18 protein-coding genes are annotated in these 16,477 nt (G+C 44.4%); 8 read left to right on the top strand and 10 right to left on the bottom strand.

The window, feature by feature from the left end; genetic code table 11:
* Positions 1-137 precede the first annotated feature (137 nt).
* Entirely contained in the window at positions 138-1,118 is a 981-nt protein-coding gene (locus AC2EXB_RS05220; RefSeq protein WP_483604009.1) for a metal-dependent hydrolase, read from the top strand.
* Between the two features lie 39 nt (positions 1,119-1,157).
* Here AC2EXB_RS05220 and AC2EXB_RS05215 read toward each other — a convergent pair whose 3' ends face one another.
* From AC2EXB_RS05215 to recX, 3 genes are read right to left on the bottom strand one after another with little or no spacing between them, the layout of a single operon-like run.
* Complete coding sequence (locus tag AC2EXB_RS05215) at positions 1,158-1,409, bottom strand: YfhJ family protein (protein WP_483604008.1); 252 nt, start codon at positions 1,407-1,409, stop codon at positions 1,158-1,160.
* Between the two features lie 4 nt (positions 1,410-1,413).
* Positions 1,414-1,746 (bottom strand): YfhH family protein, encoded by a 333-nt coding sequence (locus AC2EXB_RS05210; RefSeq protein ID WP_235198610.1) that lies wholly within the window; start codon positions 1,744-1,746, stop codon positions 1,414-1,416.
* Positions 1,736-2,545 carry a recombination regulator RecX gene (gene recX, locus AC2EXB_RS05205; RefSeq protein WP_235198609.1) on the bottom strand — a complete coding sequence of 270 codons (810 nt, stop codon included), beginning with the start codon at positions 2,543-2,545 and terminating at the stop codon, positions 1,736-1,738. The genes AC2EXB_RS05210 and recX overlap by 11 nt, the downstream gene beginning before the upstream one ends.
* 92 nt (positions 2,546-2,637) lie before the next feature.
* On the opposite strand from recX, the gene AC2EXB_RS05200 reads away from it, so the two are divergent.
* A complete protein-coding gene (locus AC2EXB_RS05200) occupies positions 2,638-3,537 on the top strand; it encodes a TIGR01777 family oxidoreductase (RefSeq protein WP_483604007.1) in 900 nt (299 codons plus the stop codon).
* Between the two features lie 40 nt (positions 3,538-3,577).
* On the top strand, positions 3,578-4,942 hold the full coding sequence (rlmD, locus tag AC2EXB_RS05195) for a 23S rRNA (uracil(1939)-C(5))-methyltransferase RlmD (protein WP_235198607.1): 1,365 nt from the start codon (positions 3,578-3,580) through the stop codon (positions 4,940-4,942).
* Positions 4,943-5,108: 166 nt separating this feature from the next.
* Here rlmD and AC2EXB_RS05190 read toward each other — a convergent pair whose 3' ends face one another.
* On the bottom strand, positions 5,109-6,296 hold the full coding sequence (locus tag AC2EXB_RS05190; protein ID WP_483604006.1) for an MFS transporter: 1,188 nt from the start codon (positions 6,294-6,296) through the stop codon (positions 5,109-5,111).
* Positions 6,297-6,377: 81 nt separating this feature from the next.
* Here AC2EXB_RS05190 and AC2EXB_RS05185 point away from each other — a divergent pair, with 81 nt between their 5' ends.
* Complete coding sequence (locus AC2EXB_RS05185; RefSeq protein WP_235198605.1) at positions 6,378-6,767, top strand: OsmC family protein; 390 nt, start codon at positions 6,378-6,380, stop codon at positions 6,765-6,767.
* A gap of 337 nt (positions 6,768-7,104) precedes the next feature.
* Entirely contained in the window at positions 7,105-7,299 is a 195-nt protein-coding gene (locus tag AC2EXB_RS05180; RefSeq protein ID WP_052652402.1) for an SE1561 family protein, read from the top strand.
* Positions 7,300-7,371: 72 nt separating this feature from the next.
* Here AC2EXB_RS05180 and AC2EXB_RS05175 read toward each other — a convergent pair whose 3' ends face one another.
* Positions 7,372-8,238, bottom strand: coding sequence for a YihY/virulence factor BrkB family protein (locus tag AC2EXB_RS05175; protein ID WP_483604005.1), 867 nt, complete (start codon positions 8,236-8,238; stop codon positions 7,372-7,374).
* A gap of 47 nt (positions 8,239-8,285) precedes the next feature.
* On the bottom strand, positions 8,286-8,729 hold the full coding sequence (locus AC2EXB_RS05170) for a YtxH domain-containing protein (RefSeq protein WP_483604004.1): 444 nt from the start codon (positions 8,727-8,729) through the stop codon (positions 8,286-8,288).
* A 194-nt stretch (positions 8,730-8,923) separates the two neighbouring features.
* On the opposite strand from AC2EXB_RS05170, the gene AC2EXB_RS05165 reads away from it, so the two are divergent.
* Together AC2EXB_RS05165 and AC2EXB_RS05160 are read left to right on the top strand one after the other, a co-directional pair.
* A complete protein-coding gene (locus tag AC2EXB_RS05165; RefSeq protein ID WP_483604003.1) occupies positions 8,924-10,285 on the top strand; it encodes an alanine/glycine:cation symporter family protein in 1,362 nt (453 codons plus the stop codon).
* Between the two features lie 57 nt (positions 10,286-10,342).
* Positions 10,343-10,564 carry a DUF1128 domain-containing protein gene (locus tag AC2EXB_RS05160; RefSeq protein WP_235198601.1) on the top strand — a complete coding sequence of 74 codons (222 nt, stop codon included), beginning with the start codon at positions 10,343-10,345 and terminating at the stop codon, positions 10,562-10,564.
* 87 nt (positions 10,565-10,651) lie between these two features.
* Here AC2EXB_RS05160 and AC2EXB_RS05155 read toward each other — a convergent pair whose 3' ends face one another.
* The 4 genes from AC2EXB_RS05155 to AC2EXB_RS05140 all read right to left on the bottom strand — a co-directional run bounded on the left by AC2EXB_RS05155 (position 10,652) and on the right by AC2EXB_RS05140 (position 15,074).
* Entirely contained in the window at positions 10,652-11,638 is a 987-nt protein-coding gene (locus AC2EXB_RS05155; RefSeq protein ID WP_235198600.1) for a class I SAM-dependent methyltransferase, read from the bottom strand.
* A complete protein-coding gene (locus AC2EXB_RS05150; protein ID WP_483604002.1) occupies positions 11,635-12,942 on the bottom strand; it encodes an FAD-dependent oxidoreductase in 1,308 nt (435 codons plus the stop codon). Before AC2EXB_RS05150 ends, AC2EXB_RS05155 begins: the two co-directional genes overlap by 4 nt.
* A 129-nt stretch (positions 12,943-13,071) precedes the next feature.
* Positions 13,072-13,983, bottom strand: coding sequence for a pseudouridine-5'-phosphate glycosidase (locus tag AC2EXB_RS05145; RefSeq protein WP_483604001.1), 912 nt, complete (start codon positions 13,981-13,983; stop codon positions 13,072-13,074).
* On the bottom strand, positions 13,980-15,074 hold the full coding sequence (locus tag AC2EXB_RS05140) for a carbohydrate kinase (protein ID WP_483604000.1): 1,095 nt from the start codon (positions 15,072-15,074) through the stop codon (positions 13,980-13,982). The genes AC2EXB_RS05145 and AC2EXB_RS05140 overlap by 4 nt, the downstream gene beginning before the upstream one ends.
* Before the next feature lie 143 nt (positions 15,075-15,217).
* On the opposite strand from AC2EXB_RS05140, the gene AC2EXB_RS05135 reads away from it, so the two are divergent.
* Complete coding sequence (locus tag AC2EXB_RS05135; protein WP_483603999.1) at positions 15,218-16,450, top strand: aminopeptidase; 1,233 nt, start codon at positions 15,218-15,220, stop codon at positions 16,448-16,450.
* The last annotated feature ends 27 nt before the right edge of the window (positions 16,451-16,477 follow it).

Raw genomic sequence — 16,477 nt, 5'->3', positions numbered from 1 at the left:
CTATGGGGATTGCCTCCGTTCGGTTTGATTATCCGCCTTTCATAGCGGGTATATACTGTAATAAAGTGCGTTAACACGTGTAAGTCAGAAACAAAATTAAGACGACGCTTTTATATGATTAGAGAGGGGGCGCGCCTATGGACACTGGAACGCATATCGTCATGGGAATAGCCCTTGGCGGCCTTGCCATGGCAGACTCGGCAGTCGCCGGAAGCACAATTACTACCACAGCAGTCATTGCTGGAACCATCATTGGTTCACAGGCGCCGGACATTGACACGGTTCTTAAACTTAGAGACAACGCAGTCTATATCCGCCATCATCGCGGCGTGACCCATTCCATACCGGCTGTCTTGCTTTGGCCGATTTTAATTTCGGGCGCTTTATGGCTGATTTTCCCGGAAGCCAATCTTCTCCATTTATGGCTTTGGACATTTTTAGCGGTATTCTTGCATGTATTTGTCGACATTTTCAATTCATATGGAACGCAGGCATTGCGGCCATTTTCCAATAAATGGGTCGCTTTAGGCGTCATCAATACTTTTGACCCCATTATATTTGGTGCGCATTTACTCGCTTTGATGTGTTGGGCATTTGGTGCAAACCCTGTATGGACCATGGCGATTTTATACATCGTCCTGTTTTTCTACTATGTAGCCCGATTTGCGGTCCAACATGCGGTAAAAAAAGCGGTGCAGCATACCATTCCGGGTACGACGAATATCATTGTCGCTCCGACGATGCGCTTTTTCCAATGGCGCATCGCTGCTGACACGGCAACCCATCACTATGTCGGCCGTGCTTACGGACGTTCGATCAATATTTACGATAAGTTCATGAAAAAGCCGCTTCCTGATTCAAACTTATTCCAAGCAGCGATGAAAGACAAGAACCTGGCGGCTTTCGTCTCTTTTTCTCCGCTATACCGCTGGGAAATCACAAAATACGATTCAATCTATGAAGTGCGCCTGATCGACCTTCGCTACCGGAGCAACGATTATTATCCATTCGTGGCAGTTGCCCATCTAGATGAAAAATGCAAAGTCCTCAATTCCTATACCGGCTGGATTTTCAGCGAAGATAAGTTAAGGAAAAAACTCGACTTTAGCCACAACTAGCAACTATAGAAAAACGCACACAGCATTGTGTGCGTTTTTTTAATCTTCTAGAAGATGTGTGTATTTGGGATTAGTCCCGGCAAATTCATGGATTTTATCGCCATAGCTTGAAATCCACTGGCGAATGACTTTTTCTACAACAGCTGTGCCTTGGTAATCGTAGCCTGCTTTGGCATAAGAGGCTTCAAAATCCGAGACGAGCAGTTCAATCCAAGTCCGTGCCTTTTCTTCTGAGAGATTCGCGTTTTTTTCAAGCAATTCCATCACTAGCTGATCAATCGTTTCATTCATCGGTTTACTTCCCTTCCTTTAACGGCCGCAGCATGGAAATTGGCAGCGCTTCTGTATGCTTTTCTCCACCCATCCGATATCCCCAAGCAAATCGGCCTTTTAAATAGTCGATTTGGAAATAGACATTCGGATCTCCTTCGATGCGATAGACTTCGCCTTTTTTGAAGTCTTTCGGATCCATCAAATAAGCAGCCGCCATTACAGCTTTTCGCTCAAGTACGGCAAATTCATTAATGATGCCCAATTGCTCCGCTTTTCTTGCTTTTTCTTTCAGTCTGGCAATTTCATTGCGCAATTCATTTTCATCCATTTGGCTATAGCGTTTGTCATCCGTCATTTTCTTGCTCCTTTTTATCCAAGTAGTCATTGATCACTTCTGCAGGAAAGCCTTTCTGATAAAGGCCTTGCTTAACTTTTGATTTCAAATCGTAGCCCGTCAATTTATGGCTGTGCTTCCGCCACAATTTATCGCCTTGTTCAGTGACAATATCGGTCCACTGGTCTTCGTCTTTTTCAAGTTCCAACCCCTCGATAGCTTGGCTGATTAAGGTATAGGAATACCCTTTTCTCATCAGGAAATCACTGATTTTCTGTTTTACCTGGCTCGGGGTTTTCATTTTTTCTTTAGCGGCAATCTTTTCGGCGAGCCCTCTGGCAATTTCCAGCTGCTCTTCTTCGGTATAGGAATCTAAAACTTCTTTTTGCATCTGTTTATCAATCCCCTTCTTTTGCATATCCTGCTGGATGGCTCGCGGTCCCTTTTTGCCTGAATTCATCTGGGTCCGCATCAATGCTTCTGAAAAAGCCCGATCGTCGAGAAACTTGTGCTCATAGAGCTTTTTGATGGCTTCATCGATGACAGCTTCCCCAAACTCTTTTTCTTTCAGTTTCGTCCGCACTTCCCCTTCGCTTCGCATCCGAAAGCCAAGGTAATGAAGGGCTTTATTGTAGGCTTTGCGAATTTGGTCTTCGAAAGCCATTTCTTCAATTGTCCATTGGTCCAGTTCTTTTCCTTTGGTGAGCTGATACCTAACAAGTACCGCTTCATCGACACTGAATGCAAATTTATCCTCAAAGAAAATATTGTACCTTTCAGGATTCTTTTTGCCTTGTGTGATTTTCGAAATAATCGGCATTTACCGGCACCTCTCTTCCTTCATTATTATACCCTTTTGAGAGCTTAATTGCATGGATTGTGGGTACTATAGTAGAAACAGGAGGGATGATGATGAAGATAGCAATTACAGGCGGTTCGGGCTTTGTCGGCAAAGAATTGACAAGGCTTTTCCATGCGGGCGGACACATCGTCTACATTTTGACCCGAAACCCGAAACCTTCTACACCAAACACGAAGTATGTTGAATGGCTAAAAGCCGGAAGTACGCCTGAACGGGAACTTGAAGGAATCGATGCCATCATTAACCTTGCCGGCAGTTCGATCAATGACGGCCGGTGGAGCGACGAACAGAAAAAAGAGATTTACAGCAGCCGCATTGAATCGACGCATGAGCTAATCCGCATCATCGATCAGCTGAAGAAAAAGCCGCAAGTATTGATCAATGCAAGCGCGATTGGAATTTACCCTGCTTCCACGACTGTCACCTACACAGAAGCTTCAGGCGACAGAGGAAATGATTTCTTGGCAAAAACCGTAATCGATTGGGAAAAACTCGCGGACCACGCTTCCGTTTATGGCGTAAGAGTAGCATTTGCAAGGTTTGGCATCATTCTTGGTGAAAAAGATGGGGCCCTCCCTTTAATGGCTTTGCCTTATAAATTATTTGTTGGCGGCACTGTGGGCAGCGGCAGGCAGTGGCTGTCATGGGTCCATGTCAAAGACGCGGCAAGGGCCATCCAATTCGCCATCGAAACTCCCGGGCTTTCCGGTCCCTTTAATGTCGCCGCCCCGAACCCGAAAACGATGAAAGATTTCGGCAAGCAGATTGGCAAAACGCTGAATAAACCCCATTGGATTCCAGTTCCGGGATTTGCACTAAAGGCGGTACTCGGGGATAAGAGCCGTCTCGTCCTTGAAGGCCAGCGTGTTCTTCCGAAAGCACTCGAGCGGCACGGATTTCAATTCGACTATCCCAGTCTGCAATCGGCACTGGCTGATATCTATAAATAAGACTATAATGGAGGGATGATTACAAAAAGGACGTGAAAAAATGAACGATAAACCCATAATCGAGGAAGGCCAAAAGTTCCCTTTAACGATTAAACGGCTAGGAATCAATGGTGAAGGCATCGGTTTCTTTAAACGCAATGTCATTTTTGTTCAAGGCGCATTGCCTGGCGAAGAAATCACCGCCCAAGTCACGAACATCAAACGGAATTTTGCCGAAGCCCGCATTTTAAAATTGCGCAAACCTTCTCCACACCGCCAGACGCCGCCTTGTCCGATCTATGATTCATGCGGCGGCTGCCAGTTGCAGCATATGACGTATGGCCAGCAATTGGTTGAAAAAAGAGATTTGGTTGTTCAAGCGTTGGAGCGCTATTTGAAAGGGGTCAATGTCCAAGTCGAAAAAACGATTGGCATGGAAGACCCGTGGTATTACCGCAACAAAAGCCAGTTCCAAACACGCTTAAAAGGAAATCGCGTAATTGCCGGGCTGTTTGCAGAAGGCTCCCATCAATTATTGGACATTGAGCAATGCATCGTCCAGCATCCGAATACGACCCGCATCACGAATGACGTAAAACGCGTATTGGAAGATTTGAAGATTCCAATCTACGACGGCAAAACGATGAAAGGCATCATACGCACAATCGTTGTCCGTACGGGAGTGGAAACAGGGGAAATCCAGATTGTCCTGATTACGACGCGCGCTAAAATTCCACAAAAAGAATTCCTGGTGGAACTTCTTAAAAACTTGGATCCGAAAATCGTGTCCATCGTCCAAAATGTCAATAAAGAAAAAACATCTTTAATTTTTGGCGAAGAGACTTTCACCCTTTACGGAAAAGATACGATTCACGAGAAACTCGGCGAACTGTCTTTCGATTTATCTGCCCGGGCTTTCTTCCAATTGAATCCGACACAGACCGTGACCCTCTACAATGAAATTAAACGTGCAGCTGATTTGACAGGTACAGAATCCGTCGTTGACGCTTATTGCGGTGTAGGGACTATCGGTATGTGGCTCGCTGATCGTGCGAAGGAAATACGCGGCATGGACTTGATCCATGAAAGTGTTGTGGATGCGAAAGCCAATGCGAAAAAGTTGGGCTATACGGCGAAGTACGTTACCGGCAGTGCCGAAAAATGGCTGGAAATCTGGCGTACGGATGGCTACACGCCTGACGTATTGACGGTGGATCCACCGCGCACCGGCCTTGGTGACTCGTTGATCCAGACAATCTTGAAAGTGAAGCCGAAGCGTTTCGTTTATACATCCTGCAACCCTTCTACATTAGCGAAGGATTTGCAGCAATTGACGAAGATCTACAAGATCGAATACATTCAGCCGGTCGACATGTTCCCGCAAACCGCGCAAGTGGAATCGGTGACAAAACTGGTATTGAAATAAGAAAAGCGGAGGCAGTCGTATAGATTCGCCGGACATTAGACGAATTGCCGAAGCGGCGCTATTTGCCGCACAGGCGAGGCGGCTTATGACCCAAGAATCTGGCTGCCGGAGTCTAAACAATAAGAAAAGGCACGGAAGCCATCCAAGCTTCCGCGCCTTTTTCCATTTAACTGTATTCCGCTGCCGCTTCTTTTTTCTTTCCGCCGAAAAGGAAGATAACCAAGAAAATGACGAGCAGCATGGCTGCGATCAGCAATAAGAAACTGAGCCCACCCGAATGTTGGACGAAAAGTCCGCCTAAAAACGGCCCGGTCAAGCTGCCGATGCTGAAAGCGATGCCGCAAAGCAAATTTCCTGTCGGAAGCAAGTCTTTTGGCATCAGATCGGCCATGAAAGAAATGCCCAACGAAAAAGTGGAGCCGACAAACATTCCTGCCAAGGCGAAAAATCCGACAGTGATCCAGGCATATTCTTCAAAAAAGCTGCCGATTCCAAATACGATTGCTCCACCGGATAAAGCGACAATCAAAACGTTTCTTCTGCCATACCGGTCGCTTAAATTTCCGAGCGGCAATTGAGTGGCAATAGCCCCCAATGAAAACGCAGCAAGCATAATCGAAACCATTCCAACATCAATCGACTGCCTCAACGCATACACGGGGTAGATGGAATTTAAAGATGCTTCCAAAAAACCGTATCCGAGCGGCGGCAAAAATGCGACCCAAGCGATAATGATTGCCGCTTTAAAACGGCCTAAGGTTCCAGTACTTGCCATGCTGCCGCCTGAAACTTCCGGAAAATCATTTCTTAAAAAGAATACTAATGACCAGGCAATCAGACAAAGGATGCCTGAAATGATAAAGGGCAGCGCTTCAAAAATATTCACTAAAGGAACAAACAAAGGCCCTGCTCCAAACCCTACGCTAAAGGACATGCCGTAAATGGCAATATTTCTGCCCAAACGGTGCTGAGGCGAAAAACTCGTAATCCAAGTTTGTGTAGAGAAATGCAAAGCTTGGTCCCCAATTCCAATCAATACACGCAAAATAAACCAGAACAATACGCTTTTCCATAAAGGAAATAAGAGCAGCGAGGCAATAACAAGCCCTCCGCCAAGGAGAATCAACGGCTTATAGCCGAAGCGCCGCAATTGCGGTTCCATGAAAGGCGCGATGATCAATGTTCCTATGTACAAGCCTGTAGCACTGAGGCCATTCAAGGTTGACGATATGCCGTCCTGCTCAAAAATAACCGCAATCAGCGGCAAGAGCATGCCCTGGGAAAAACCTGAAATCGATACAATGGCGACCAATATCCAGAACCTGGCGCGGTCGCTTTTTACAAATGTTTTCATGGATGCCTCCTTGATAAAGCGGGTTCGTTTAACTTCGGTAAGAATTCAGTTACAATTTTACCATAAGGAGGCGTTAACTAAATGAATTATTCAATGAACGAAAATGGATTTACTGGAAAATTGCCTTTTGGAGAAATGGCGATATCCGGCAACGAACAATATGGCTTCCGCCCATATCAATTGCTGGTTTCGTCGCTCGCTGTTTGCAGCGGCGGGGTGATGCGGAAAGTGTTGGAGAAAATGCGGATGCCGGCAGAAGATATTCAAATTGAAGTGAAAGAAGTGGTACGCGTCGAGGAAGAAGCCGATCGGGTTTCAAAAGTGCATATTCACTTTACCTTAAAAGGAAATATCGATGAAAACAAGATGGAGCGCGTCATGGAATTGACCCGGAAGAATTGCTCGATGGTTCAAAGTGTAAAAGATTCAATCGAAATCATTGAAACGTATGAATTGGTTCCCTCCACTTGAATGTTAAACCACAAAAGGTTCAGTCCGTATCTGCATGACAGAATGCGGCTGAACCTTTATGTTTTCATAATATCCAATTTTGTTATACCCATAATTAATTTCTTCGGCTAAGCTGCCGGTGAAATGTTCGAACCCCCTCCTTTGCCCTGTACAATGATTGGTTTCGACGATTCACTTCGGCCTCCCCTCTCATTTAATTAACATGAGCTTAACACAAAAAATAAATTAAGTAAATATTCTAAATAAATAAAATTGATAAATAATTAATTCTGCCTATATATTGTTGAAATTCCGGTCTTTTTCAGCTACTATTAACAAGCGAAACGAGGTGTATCCAATGGGGAAATCCATTACGAATAAAGAGCAGCAAGTATCTTATATGAAACAGCGATTGAATATGTTTTTAGAAGTCCTTGATGCCATTGAACCAGAAAATACTGAACTCGAAGATATCGATCGCTTAATTGCTATGGTTGATGATCTTGATGAGAAAATGCAGCAATTTAAATCACGTCCAGAAGATGAAAAATAACAACATCCCGTAAAAAAGCTTCTCCGCTATCACATCTTGATGGCGGAGAAGCTTTTTTAATCGGAACCGTTTTTATGAATGCTTTTCTTTTTGCTTCTGATCCAGGCTGTTTCGCCTGCCCTGCATCACGGCATTGATCTGGCCGCCGACCAGCAACAGCATCGCCGATAAGTAAAGCCAGATCATCAGCATGATAATGCCCCCGATACTGCCGTAAGTGGCAGAGAAAGTAGCAAAATTATTGATGTAAAGGGAAAAAATATAGGAAACGGTGATCCACCCAATGGAGGTAAAAGCAGCTCCCACCATCACGCTTCGCACATCCAGCCGGATATTCGGCGCTACCCAATAGATGACCGAACACACTGCAAAGATGATCAAAGGCGGTATCGTGAAGCGCAATTGGCTCCATACTTCTAGAAAACTATCTTCCAAACCTAAAAACGAGGAAAGGAAGAGCCCGGTTTGCTGGCCGAAAATCGGCAAGACAAGTGCCACAATCATGATAAAAATCATGAGGACCGTCGAAAGGATCGACATAGCGCGAGCAATAACAAATGGCCGGTTCTCTTCTACTCCGTAAGAATAGTTCAAAGATTTGATGAGTGCATCCATCCCTAAACTGGCTGACCAGATCGTTGCGATGATCCCAAATGACAACAGGCCGCCATTTTGGTTGGTCATAATATCCTGCAATGTTTCTTCAATGATGGCGTAGACTTCAGCTGGAGCTACTTCCTGCAAAAAGCCATAGATTTGGTCTGACGAAAGATTTAGATACGGCAGTAGTGTAACTAAGAAAATAAGCAAAGGAAAAATAGACAACAGGAAAAAGAACGCTAATTGCGCTCCCAGTCCTTGAACATCTATAACTTTAATCCGTTTGCCAAGTTCTTTCAAGAAGCCTTTGACCGTAGTTACGTCATGGCTTACTTGCAAATTGTTCGAACGCTCTTCGGATTGCCGGGATTCCTTATTAATTGGAATTACCCGTTTTTTGCAGAGCTTGAGTTAGAGGATGAACTGCTTTCATCTGTTAATGACGAAGAAGCAGAAGGGTTATCTTCTTTCAAAGCAGTTAAGACATCATCTTTTGAATCAAGAACTGCATCTTTCGTATCAACAAATGCTTCTTTTGTTTCTAAAGCCATATCTTTCACATGCGGTGTCAATTCTTTAAGTTCGTTAACTTTTTCTCCCACATAAGAGGCGTCATCGGAAATGCGGGCATATAGATTTTGAACTCTTTCCGTCTGCTGTTGGACAGCTGACACTAGTTCATCTCTGTTTGATGCATAGTATTTTGCATTGCTTGATAATTTCTTAGATTTGTCCATTACATCGTTTCGTGTATTTTTGTCGAAGAGGGATACAATAATCCCCATTGCTGCCCCTACTAATAATCCTGTTAATAATTTGTTTTGGCTCATCCTAAATTCCTCCCAATCGAATATGATACTTACATCTCTTATGGAAATTCCCTCTATTTCATAATTTTAAACTTTCATCCGTTTTTATTTTAAAAAAAAGTCTTGACTCTCGGTTTAATTTTTCGGAATATTAAATCTTAGGAGGTAATATTTTAACTGCCGAATTAGATTAGATACCTAAAGGGGATGAGAGCATGACGCAATTGGAAAATATTTTGGGCGAGATAAGTGGATTTATATGGGGCCCAGCTTTACTGGTCCTGATTGTCGGGACAGGTATTTACTTGACAGTCCGCTTAGGCCTCCTTCAGCTTCGGATGCTGCCATATGCATTAAAGCTGGTCTTCACTAAAAATCAGGATAAGACTTCTGAAGGGGATATCAGCCACTTTCAAGCTTTATCCACTGCTCTTGCAGCCACTGTTGGTACCGGTAATATTGTCGGAGTAGCGACAGCTGTTGTGCTAGGTGGACCAGGGGCTGTATTTTGGATGTGGTTCTCTGCATTCTTTGGTATGGCGACGAAATACGGTGAAGCGGTTTTGGCCGTTAAGTATCGGATCACAGATGCTAACGGGCAAATGGCCGGCGGACCGATGTATTATCTTGAACATGGGTTGAAACAAAAATGGCTTGGTGTGTTATTCGCGATTTTCGGAGCGATTGCAGCTTTCGGCATCGGAAACGGCACCCAATCAAACTCAGTAGCTGCCATCGTACGCGACACGTTCAGCGTGCCGACTTGGGTCACAGGCATTATTCTAACATTATTTGCTGGAGCAGTTATTTTGGGCGGCGTTAAGATGATCGGGAAAGTTACATCTTATTTTGTTCCAGTCATGGCATTGTTCTATATCATTGCAGGAGCTGCCATCATGCTTACGAATCTTGAGCTCATTTGGCCAGCCATCACGACTATCTTCAGTTCTGCCTTTACGGGCGAAGCGGCTGTCGGCGGTGCAATCGGTGCAGCGATCCGCTACGGAGTTGCTCGCGGGGTATTCTCGAACGAAGCGGGTCTCGGATCTGCGCCTATCGCAGCTGCTGCTGCCAAAACGGATATGCCTGGACGCCAGGCACTCGTTTCCATGACACAAGTATTTATCGATACATTGATCATCTGTTCAATCACAGGTATTACGATTGTCATGTCAGGGATGTACACGGATAAATCCCTGGAAGGTTCGGCATTGACAACTGCTGCTTTCGAACAATTCTTAGGACCGATTGGACCGATTGTTGTGGCCATCGGATTAATTTTCTTTGCTTCTTCTACCATCATTGGATGGTCGTATTACGGCGAGAAATGTTTCCAATATTTATTCAAGAACCCTGCTCTTCTGATTGTCTACCGCATTGCTTTCATTGCAATGGTATTTGTAGGAGCTACGGTTTCACTTGATTTGATCTGGATGTTCTCGGATATCATGAACGGACTTATGGCGATCCCGAACTTGATCGGATTGCTTGGATTATCCGGAGTCGTCGCTTTCGAAACAAGACGCATTGTCAAAAAAGTAAAAGAAGAAAAAGCAGAAGCCCGGGCTGGCAATTGACTTTTTTTTTGAACAGTGAAATGATGGGTTATACCCTTCGAAAGGCAGGAACCCATCATGGATCTATCAAAACCTTCAAATGAAAATATTACTTTTATGATCGAAGAGATCAAAACTAAATTGCGCATGGTCAATGTGGATGCGATGAAATCTGAGCATTTCAATGATTCCCAGTACGAAGATCTGCTCGATTTATATGAAATGGTCAAAAGCCGCGACAATATTACCCCAAATGAAATGCAGGCCATCGCTAAAGAACTTGGCTCTTTGCGCAAATAATTTCAAAACCCCCGAACTAGGCATCTGCCAAGGTTCGGGGGTTTGTTTTTATTATGTCGCTGTTCCTTAGCGAATCTAACAGGTCTCTCAGCTCCGCTTTTTGTATTGTGCAATATACCAGCTGCCTTCTTTGATGACGGTTTTGATGCCGAGCATCTGAAGGCCAGCTTGTTCTCCCCATTCTGCCAGTTCTTCTCTTGTCGGCAAACGGTAGAGATTGTCGAAGGAGGAAAAGAAACTATTGAAGACATTTGCGAAAGGGGGATCTTCTACACTTCCAGCAATCGGTGTCACGACTGAAAGGATGCCGCCGTCATTTAGCCAGCGAGCGAGTTCGGCAAAGAGCTCTTGCCGTTTTTCCAAATCGATATAGTGGATGACATTGTTCATCATGACCATATCCTGTTGCTTTTTTGGATGGTAATTCCATAAATCCGCATTTTCAATGGTGATGTTTTCATTTTCTTTCGTGTTTTCTTGAGCTTTTTCAGTTACTGCCGGGCTGATTTCGATTCCGGTAAATTCGGTATTCGGAAAGCGTTCCGCGAGCTTTTGGATATAGCCTGCTTCTCCGCATCCGATATCCAATACCGTCTTGCAATCATTCTCCCTGATTTTCTTAGACATTTTAGGCAAGGCTAACACTTCAAGGAGACGGCTTGTTTCTGCAACTGTCGGTGCATGCTTTTCTTCGTCAAAATGGTTGCGGCTTTGCTTGCGCATCATTTCGGGATAGCTTAAAAGAGTGGGAATATGAAGTTCCATCATTTCTTTCAACAGAACGCCCGAAGAATAATTCCCTTTCGGCTTTGGCAGCTTCCAAACATTGCTGATCTTATAGCGTCCTCTGCCTGCCTCTTTCAGATGGCCGATCGATAAGCCTACGCTGACCCATTGGTCCAATAAGTTTTCATCTAATTGATAGGCGTCCGCGACATCGAATTTTGACATTGGCCGTTCGAAGGCTTTAAATAAATCCAATTCGTAGCCGACATACGCATGCCAGCTATAGAGAAATGGCTCATTCCGCTTCATATACATTCTTGCTTTGAACATGTTCATTACGTCTATCATAGGAGTCCCTCCACTTTCCATGGGTAATCGTCTTCTCGGGTGAAATACTTTAATTCTTTTGTGCTTGGCGGCAAGTCTCTTATGCGGATCGGCATGATGCCGCCTTGGATAAAACGGTCACAGACATTTTCTTTCCACATGCCAAGGCCAGAAACGTTCAACATTTGCTTAAAGTGAAGGATGGGATCTTCTTCCATGCGCTCAAACGTTCTTTTCCGTAAATAACTGACGGGTTTAAATGGAAATGAGTAAGCTAAGGCCGCCAAATGGCTCAATTGGATTACATGGTCTGCCCGCTTATAGCGGACCTTTTCATACCAACTCAGATTGGAAGGATCTAATTTACCGGTCTCTTTCATATCCGCTACCAATTCACCTAGAATGTCAGCATCTTGAATGGCCATGTTCATTCCTTCCCCGGCCATCGGATGAACGGCATGGGCAGCATCTCCAATAATCGCTTTATTGTCTTTAACATAAGAAGAGACGTGATACATGATGGGAATCATCAACTGTATTTTCTTCCAATCGGTCAGTTGCTGCACATATCCGTCTACTACTGGCGCCAAATCTGTATACAATTTATGGAAATGGCTGATCGGTTTTTCTTTCAGCTCTTTATAGTCCCCTTCCGGAATCAAATAAACACTTCTCACCATATTATCCGGCAATGGGAATAGCCCAAGGAATCGATTGTATGTAGAGATGATTTTTCCGTCTTTGAAATTTTCGGCCCTTGGAAAAGTTACAGTCAGGAAATGATGGTTATAAGTCGTCTGCTTTACTTCGATTCCCATCGACTTCCGAGTAACAGATGCCCGTCCTTCCGCTCCAAAGAAAAAGCGGGCTTCCACTTCAAATGTTTCTTTGCCCTTTTGCAGAAGGGCTGTATTTTCGGTTAAGCTTTTACAGGTTGTCCCATTAAAGTAATGGAAGTTTGAAAACATTAAAGCCGCTTCTAAGATGATGGATTTCAGTTCTTCATGGTGGACCATATAAGCGGCATCGTATTTCCCAGGCAGTACACTATAATCCATGAACGATTGGTCCTGGACTTTTAAGGAACTGGACAATTCAAGCATATCCAGTACTTTTATTTCATTGGATCGATCGCAAATTTCCTCATAAATTCCGATACTATCGAATATTTGCATGCTTTTAGGCTGCAGCAATTCCCCTTTATAGGTAGGAGGTTTTTTCGAAAGCCTTTCAGCCAGCACAACATCGACTCCGCGCTGTACCAACTTCAAGGCTAATGTCAATCCGCCGATGCCGCCTCCGCTAATGAATACATCCGTTTTCATCTTCTTCAGCTCCTTATTTTTAACTACCCTTTTCCTCGTCACTTGAAAACATCTCCAAAATAAAAAAGCCCGGGAGGAAAAGCATTGCTTTTCCTCCCGGGCTTTCGTCATTGAACGTTTCTTTTTTTCTTATAGTTGGTTGTATGCAACAGCCAGTTTAGCGCCAACTTCTGCATTGTGTTTTACCAATTCAATATTGGCAACAAGGCTTGTTCCTTCAGTCAATTCTTTTACTTTGCCAAGCAAGAATGGCGTCGTGTCTTTTCCTTTGATGCCGTTCTCTTCAGCTTCAACCATTGCGCGGTCGATAATGCCATTGATGAATTCATCTTCGAGCGCGTGCTCTGCAGGAATCGGATTCGCAACAACTGCGCCGCCTTTCAAGCCAAGATCCCATTTCGCTTTCAAGACTTGTGCCAAGATTTCCGGGTTTTCTGCACTGAACGTCAAGCCGAAGCCGCTTGAACGTGTATAGAAAGCAGGCATTTCATCTGTTTGATAGCCGATGACCGGTACGCCCTTAGTTTCTAGGTACTCCAACGTCAGGCCGATATCAAGAATTGATTTCGCACCGGCACAAACGACCGCTACTCCAGTTGTCGCCAATTCTTCCAAGTCTGCCGAAATATCCATCGTCGTTTCAGCTCCGCGGTGCACACCGCCGATGCCGCCAGTAGCGAAGACGCGGATGCCTGCCAATTCCGCACAAATCATTGTAGCAGCAACCGTTGTGGCGCCAATCTTTTTCGTTGCAATCAATTGGCCAAGATCGCGGCGCGAAACTTTTGCTACATCCGGGCTATTCCCTAGAAGTTCAAGTTCTTCATCAGATAAACCGATTTTAATCTGGCCGTCCATGATAGCGATTGTAGCCGGAACTGCTCCGTTGTCGCGGATAATCTGTTCAACGATGCGCGCAGTTTCCACATTTTGCGGATAAGGCATACCATGTGAAATAATCGTCGACTCAAGTGCTACCACCGGTTTTTTTTGTTCCATTGCTTCTTGTACTTCTTTTGAATATGAAATCATTGTTGTCATTGTAATTCCTCCAATTCTTTTTTTAACTGCTCAGCAGTAAGTTCTGTTCTAACAGTTGTTTCACTTTGCAAAGTTTTTGTCGCATTCATTAAGCCGGAACGGATCGTCGCATCAAATTCCCTGCCATTCAGGAAACTGTGGATAACGCCACTTGAAAATGCATCGCCCGCACCGGTTACATCTTGCAGCGTTTCTGCCTGAAAGGCATCAAAATGCTGGACTGACGAATGGTTTGCGGCAATGACGCCTCTCTTGCCTCCGGTAATCAAGACATTTTCTGCTCCCAATTCACGCAGTTTCTTTGCGCTGTCTTGCCAATCTGCTGGCGTCTCAATCGATTTCCCCAAGTATTGTTCCGCTTCATCTCGGTTCAAAACAAGCCAGGTGATTCCCGTCAAATCTTCGGAAAGGCGATCCATTTTCGGTCCGGAAACCGGAATGACTGCAAGTGGGATATCTCGTGATTTTGCGAGCTTGCGAACATACTCGATCGTCTCTTTTGGACAGTTCAAATCGATGATGATGCATGAAGCCGCAAGCAAAGCATTTTCATTGCGCGCAACATAAGCGGGCGTCATTTTTTCATATATGTCCATATTCGCCATGGCTAGCAGCATTTCCCCGTCCGGCTCTAAAACAGCTGTATACGTGCCTGTCGAAAATTCATCAAAAGACTTGGTCAAATCCGTTGACATGAAGGGCGATGACACTTCTCCGATCAATTTCCACTCGGAATCATTTCCAGCAATCGATAATAATTTCACCTCGTGGCCAAGCCTGCCCAGGTTTTCAGCAATATTGCGGGCCACACCTCCGACACTTCCCGTAGCTGAAGCCGGATTCGAAGTCCCCATGAGCGCCTTTTTCTTCATTTTGAATTTACGGTCGACATTTGCTCCACCGATGCAAATGACCGTTCCTTCTTCAGGCAGTACATAGGCTCTTCCTAGAATCTTCCCTTCCCGGATCAATCCCGATATTAAATTCGCGATGGACGGCCTGGAAAGTTTCATCGCATCAGCCATTTCCTGCTGTGATAAATAAGGATCCCGGCGAATCAAAGCTAAGAGTTCTGCTTCTTTTTGATTCAATTCCTCGCCTCCTTTTTAAACATTTGTTTATATCATAAACTTTTGTTTTTAAAATTGCAAGCTTAAAAAGGCAAAGTGATGTTAAACCTTGCAGTACATGACTGAAGATTGCTAATATAATAATGATGAAAGGAGAGATTTACGTGACATCTTTTAATGAAAAATTAGTAAAGTATGCAGAATTGGCTGTAAAAGTGGGGGTAAATATTCAATCTGGACAACAATTGTATATCGCTGCCTCCCTTGATGCCGCACCGCTAGTCCGACTTATCACAAAACAAGCTTATGAGGCTGGCGCTAAGCAAGTCCATGTAGATTGGAACGACGATGAAATCTCTCGCCTTCGTTATGAACTGGCTCCTGAAGATTCATTCTCTGAATACCCAGAGTGGAAAATTCAAGAACGCGAACAGCTTGCAGAACAAGGTGCTGCATTTATCAGCATCATTTCGCAAAGCCCTGATCTATTAAACGGCATTGATCCGAAGAAGATTGCAGCCAATCAAAAGGCAGTGGGAACCGGATTGAAGAAATACCGCCAATACGTCCAGTCCGATAAAATCAGTTGGACTGTTTTGGCAGCGCCTTCAAAAGCTTGGGCGGCAAAAGTATTTGCAGACTTGCCGGAAGACCAGCAAGTGGATGCATTATGGGATGCCATTTTCAAAGCAGTCCGGGCCGATTTGCCTGAACCGATTGAAGAATGGGAAAAGCATAATGACACCCTTCACACAAAAGTGGATTATTTGAATAACAAAAAATATGCGAAGCTTCATTACACTTCACCAAAAACCGATTTGGAAGTGGCACTTCCAAAAGGCCATTTATGGTGTGGAGCTGGATCAGTCAATGAAAAAGGAAACACTTTCATGGCGAATATGCCGACTGAAGAAGTCTTCACGGTGCCGGATAAAACAGGCGTCAACGGTTTTGTCTCCAGCACAAAACCATTAAGCTACGGCGGGAATATCATCGATAATTTTAAAATCACTTTTGAAAACGGTAAAATTGTTGATGCATCTGCAGCACAAGGCGAAGATGTATTAAAGAATTTGATCGCTACGGATGAAGGATCGCATTTCTTAGGAGAAGTTGCACTCGTGCCGCATCACTCGCCAATTTCAAATTCGAATATTTTGTTCTACAACACGCTATTCGATGAAAATGCTTCAAATCACTTCGCGATCGGCAGTGCTTATGCATTCTGCTTAGAAGGCGGCAAAACCATGTCCCAAGAAGAATTGCTGGCTCATGGATTGAACCAAAGCATTACCCATGTTGACTTCATGGTCGGTTCAGAAGAAATGGATATCGATGGCATCTTGGAAGATGGCACTCGCGAACCCGTTTTCCGCAACGGCAACTGGGCCTTTTAATCATCAATAATTGGACACTTAATTTTT

The sequence above is a fragment of the Planococcus alkaliphilus genome (assembly GCF_057031095.1).
Note: the sequence above shows the minus strand (reverse complement) of the source record. Positions and strands in the feature narration are given on the sequence as shown.

Coding starts and splice junctions, on each gene's coding strand:
- AC2EXB_RS05200 (WP_483604007.1), top strand. CDS start 2,638: ATGAAGATAGCAATTACAGGCGGTTCGGGCTTTGTCGGCAAAGAATTG.
- AC2EXB_RS05220 (WP_483604009.1), top strand. CDS start 138: ATGGACACTGGAACGCATATCGTCATGGGAATAGCCCTTGGCGGCCTT.
- AC2EXB_RS05150 (WP_483604002.1), bottom strand. CDS start 12,942: ATGAAAACGGATGTATTCATTAGCGGAGGCGGCATCGGCGGATTGACA.
- AC2EXB_RS05190 (WP_483604006.1), bottom strand. CDS start 6,296: ATGAAAACATTTGTAAAAAGCGACCGCGCCAGGTTCTGGATATTGGTC.
- AC2EXB_RS05170 (WP_483604004.1), bottom strand. CDS start 8,729: ATGAGCCAAAACAAATTATTAACAGGATTATTAGTAGGGGCAGCAATG.
- AC2EXB_RS05145 (WP_483604001.1), bottom strand. CDS start 13,983: ATGACAACAATGATTTCATATTCAAAAGAAGTACAAGAAGCAATGGAA.
- rlmD (WP_235198607.1), top strand. CDS start 3,578: ATGAACGATAAACCCATAATCGAGGAAGGCCAAAAGTTCCCTTTAACG.
- AC2EXB_RS05185 (WP_235198605.1), top strand. CDS start 6,378: ATGAATTATTCAATGAACGAAAATGGATTTACTGGAAAATTGCCTTTT.
- AC2EXB_RS05160 (WP_235198601.1), top strand. CDS start 10,343: ATGGATCTATCAAAACCTTCAAATGAAAATATTACTTTTATGATCGAA.
- AC2EXB_RS05155 (WP_235198600.1), bottom strand. CDS start 11,638: ATGATAGACGTAATGAACATGTTCAAAGCAAGAATGTATATGAAGCGG.
- AC2EXB_RS05210 (WP_235198610.1), bottom strand. CDS start 1,746: ATGACGGATGACAAACGCTATAGCCAAATGGATGAAAATGAATTGCGC.
- AC2EXB_RS05215 (WP_483604008.1), bottom strand. CDS start 1,409: ATGAATGAAACGATTGATCAGCTAGTGATGGAATTGCTTGAAAAAAAC.
- recX (WP_235198609.1), bottom strand. CDS start 2,545: ATGCCGATTATTTCGAAAATCACACAAGGCAAAAAGAATCCTGAAAGG.
- AC2EXB_RS05165 (WP_483604003.1), top strand. CDS start 8,924: ATGACGCAATTGGAAAATATTTTGGGCGAGATAAGTGGATTTATATGG.
- AC2EXB_RS05180 (WP_052652402.1), top strand. CDS start 7,105: ATGGGGAAATCCATTACGAATAAAGAGCAGCAAGTATCTTATATGAAA.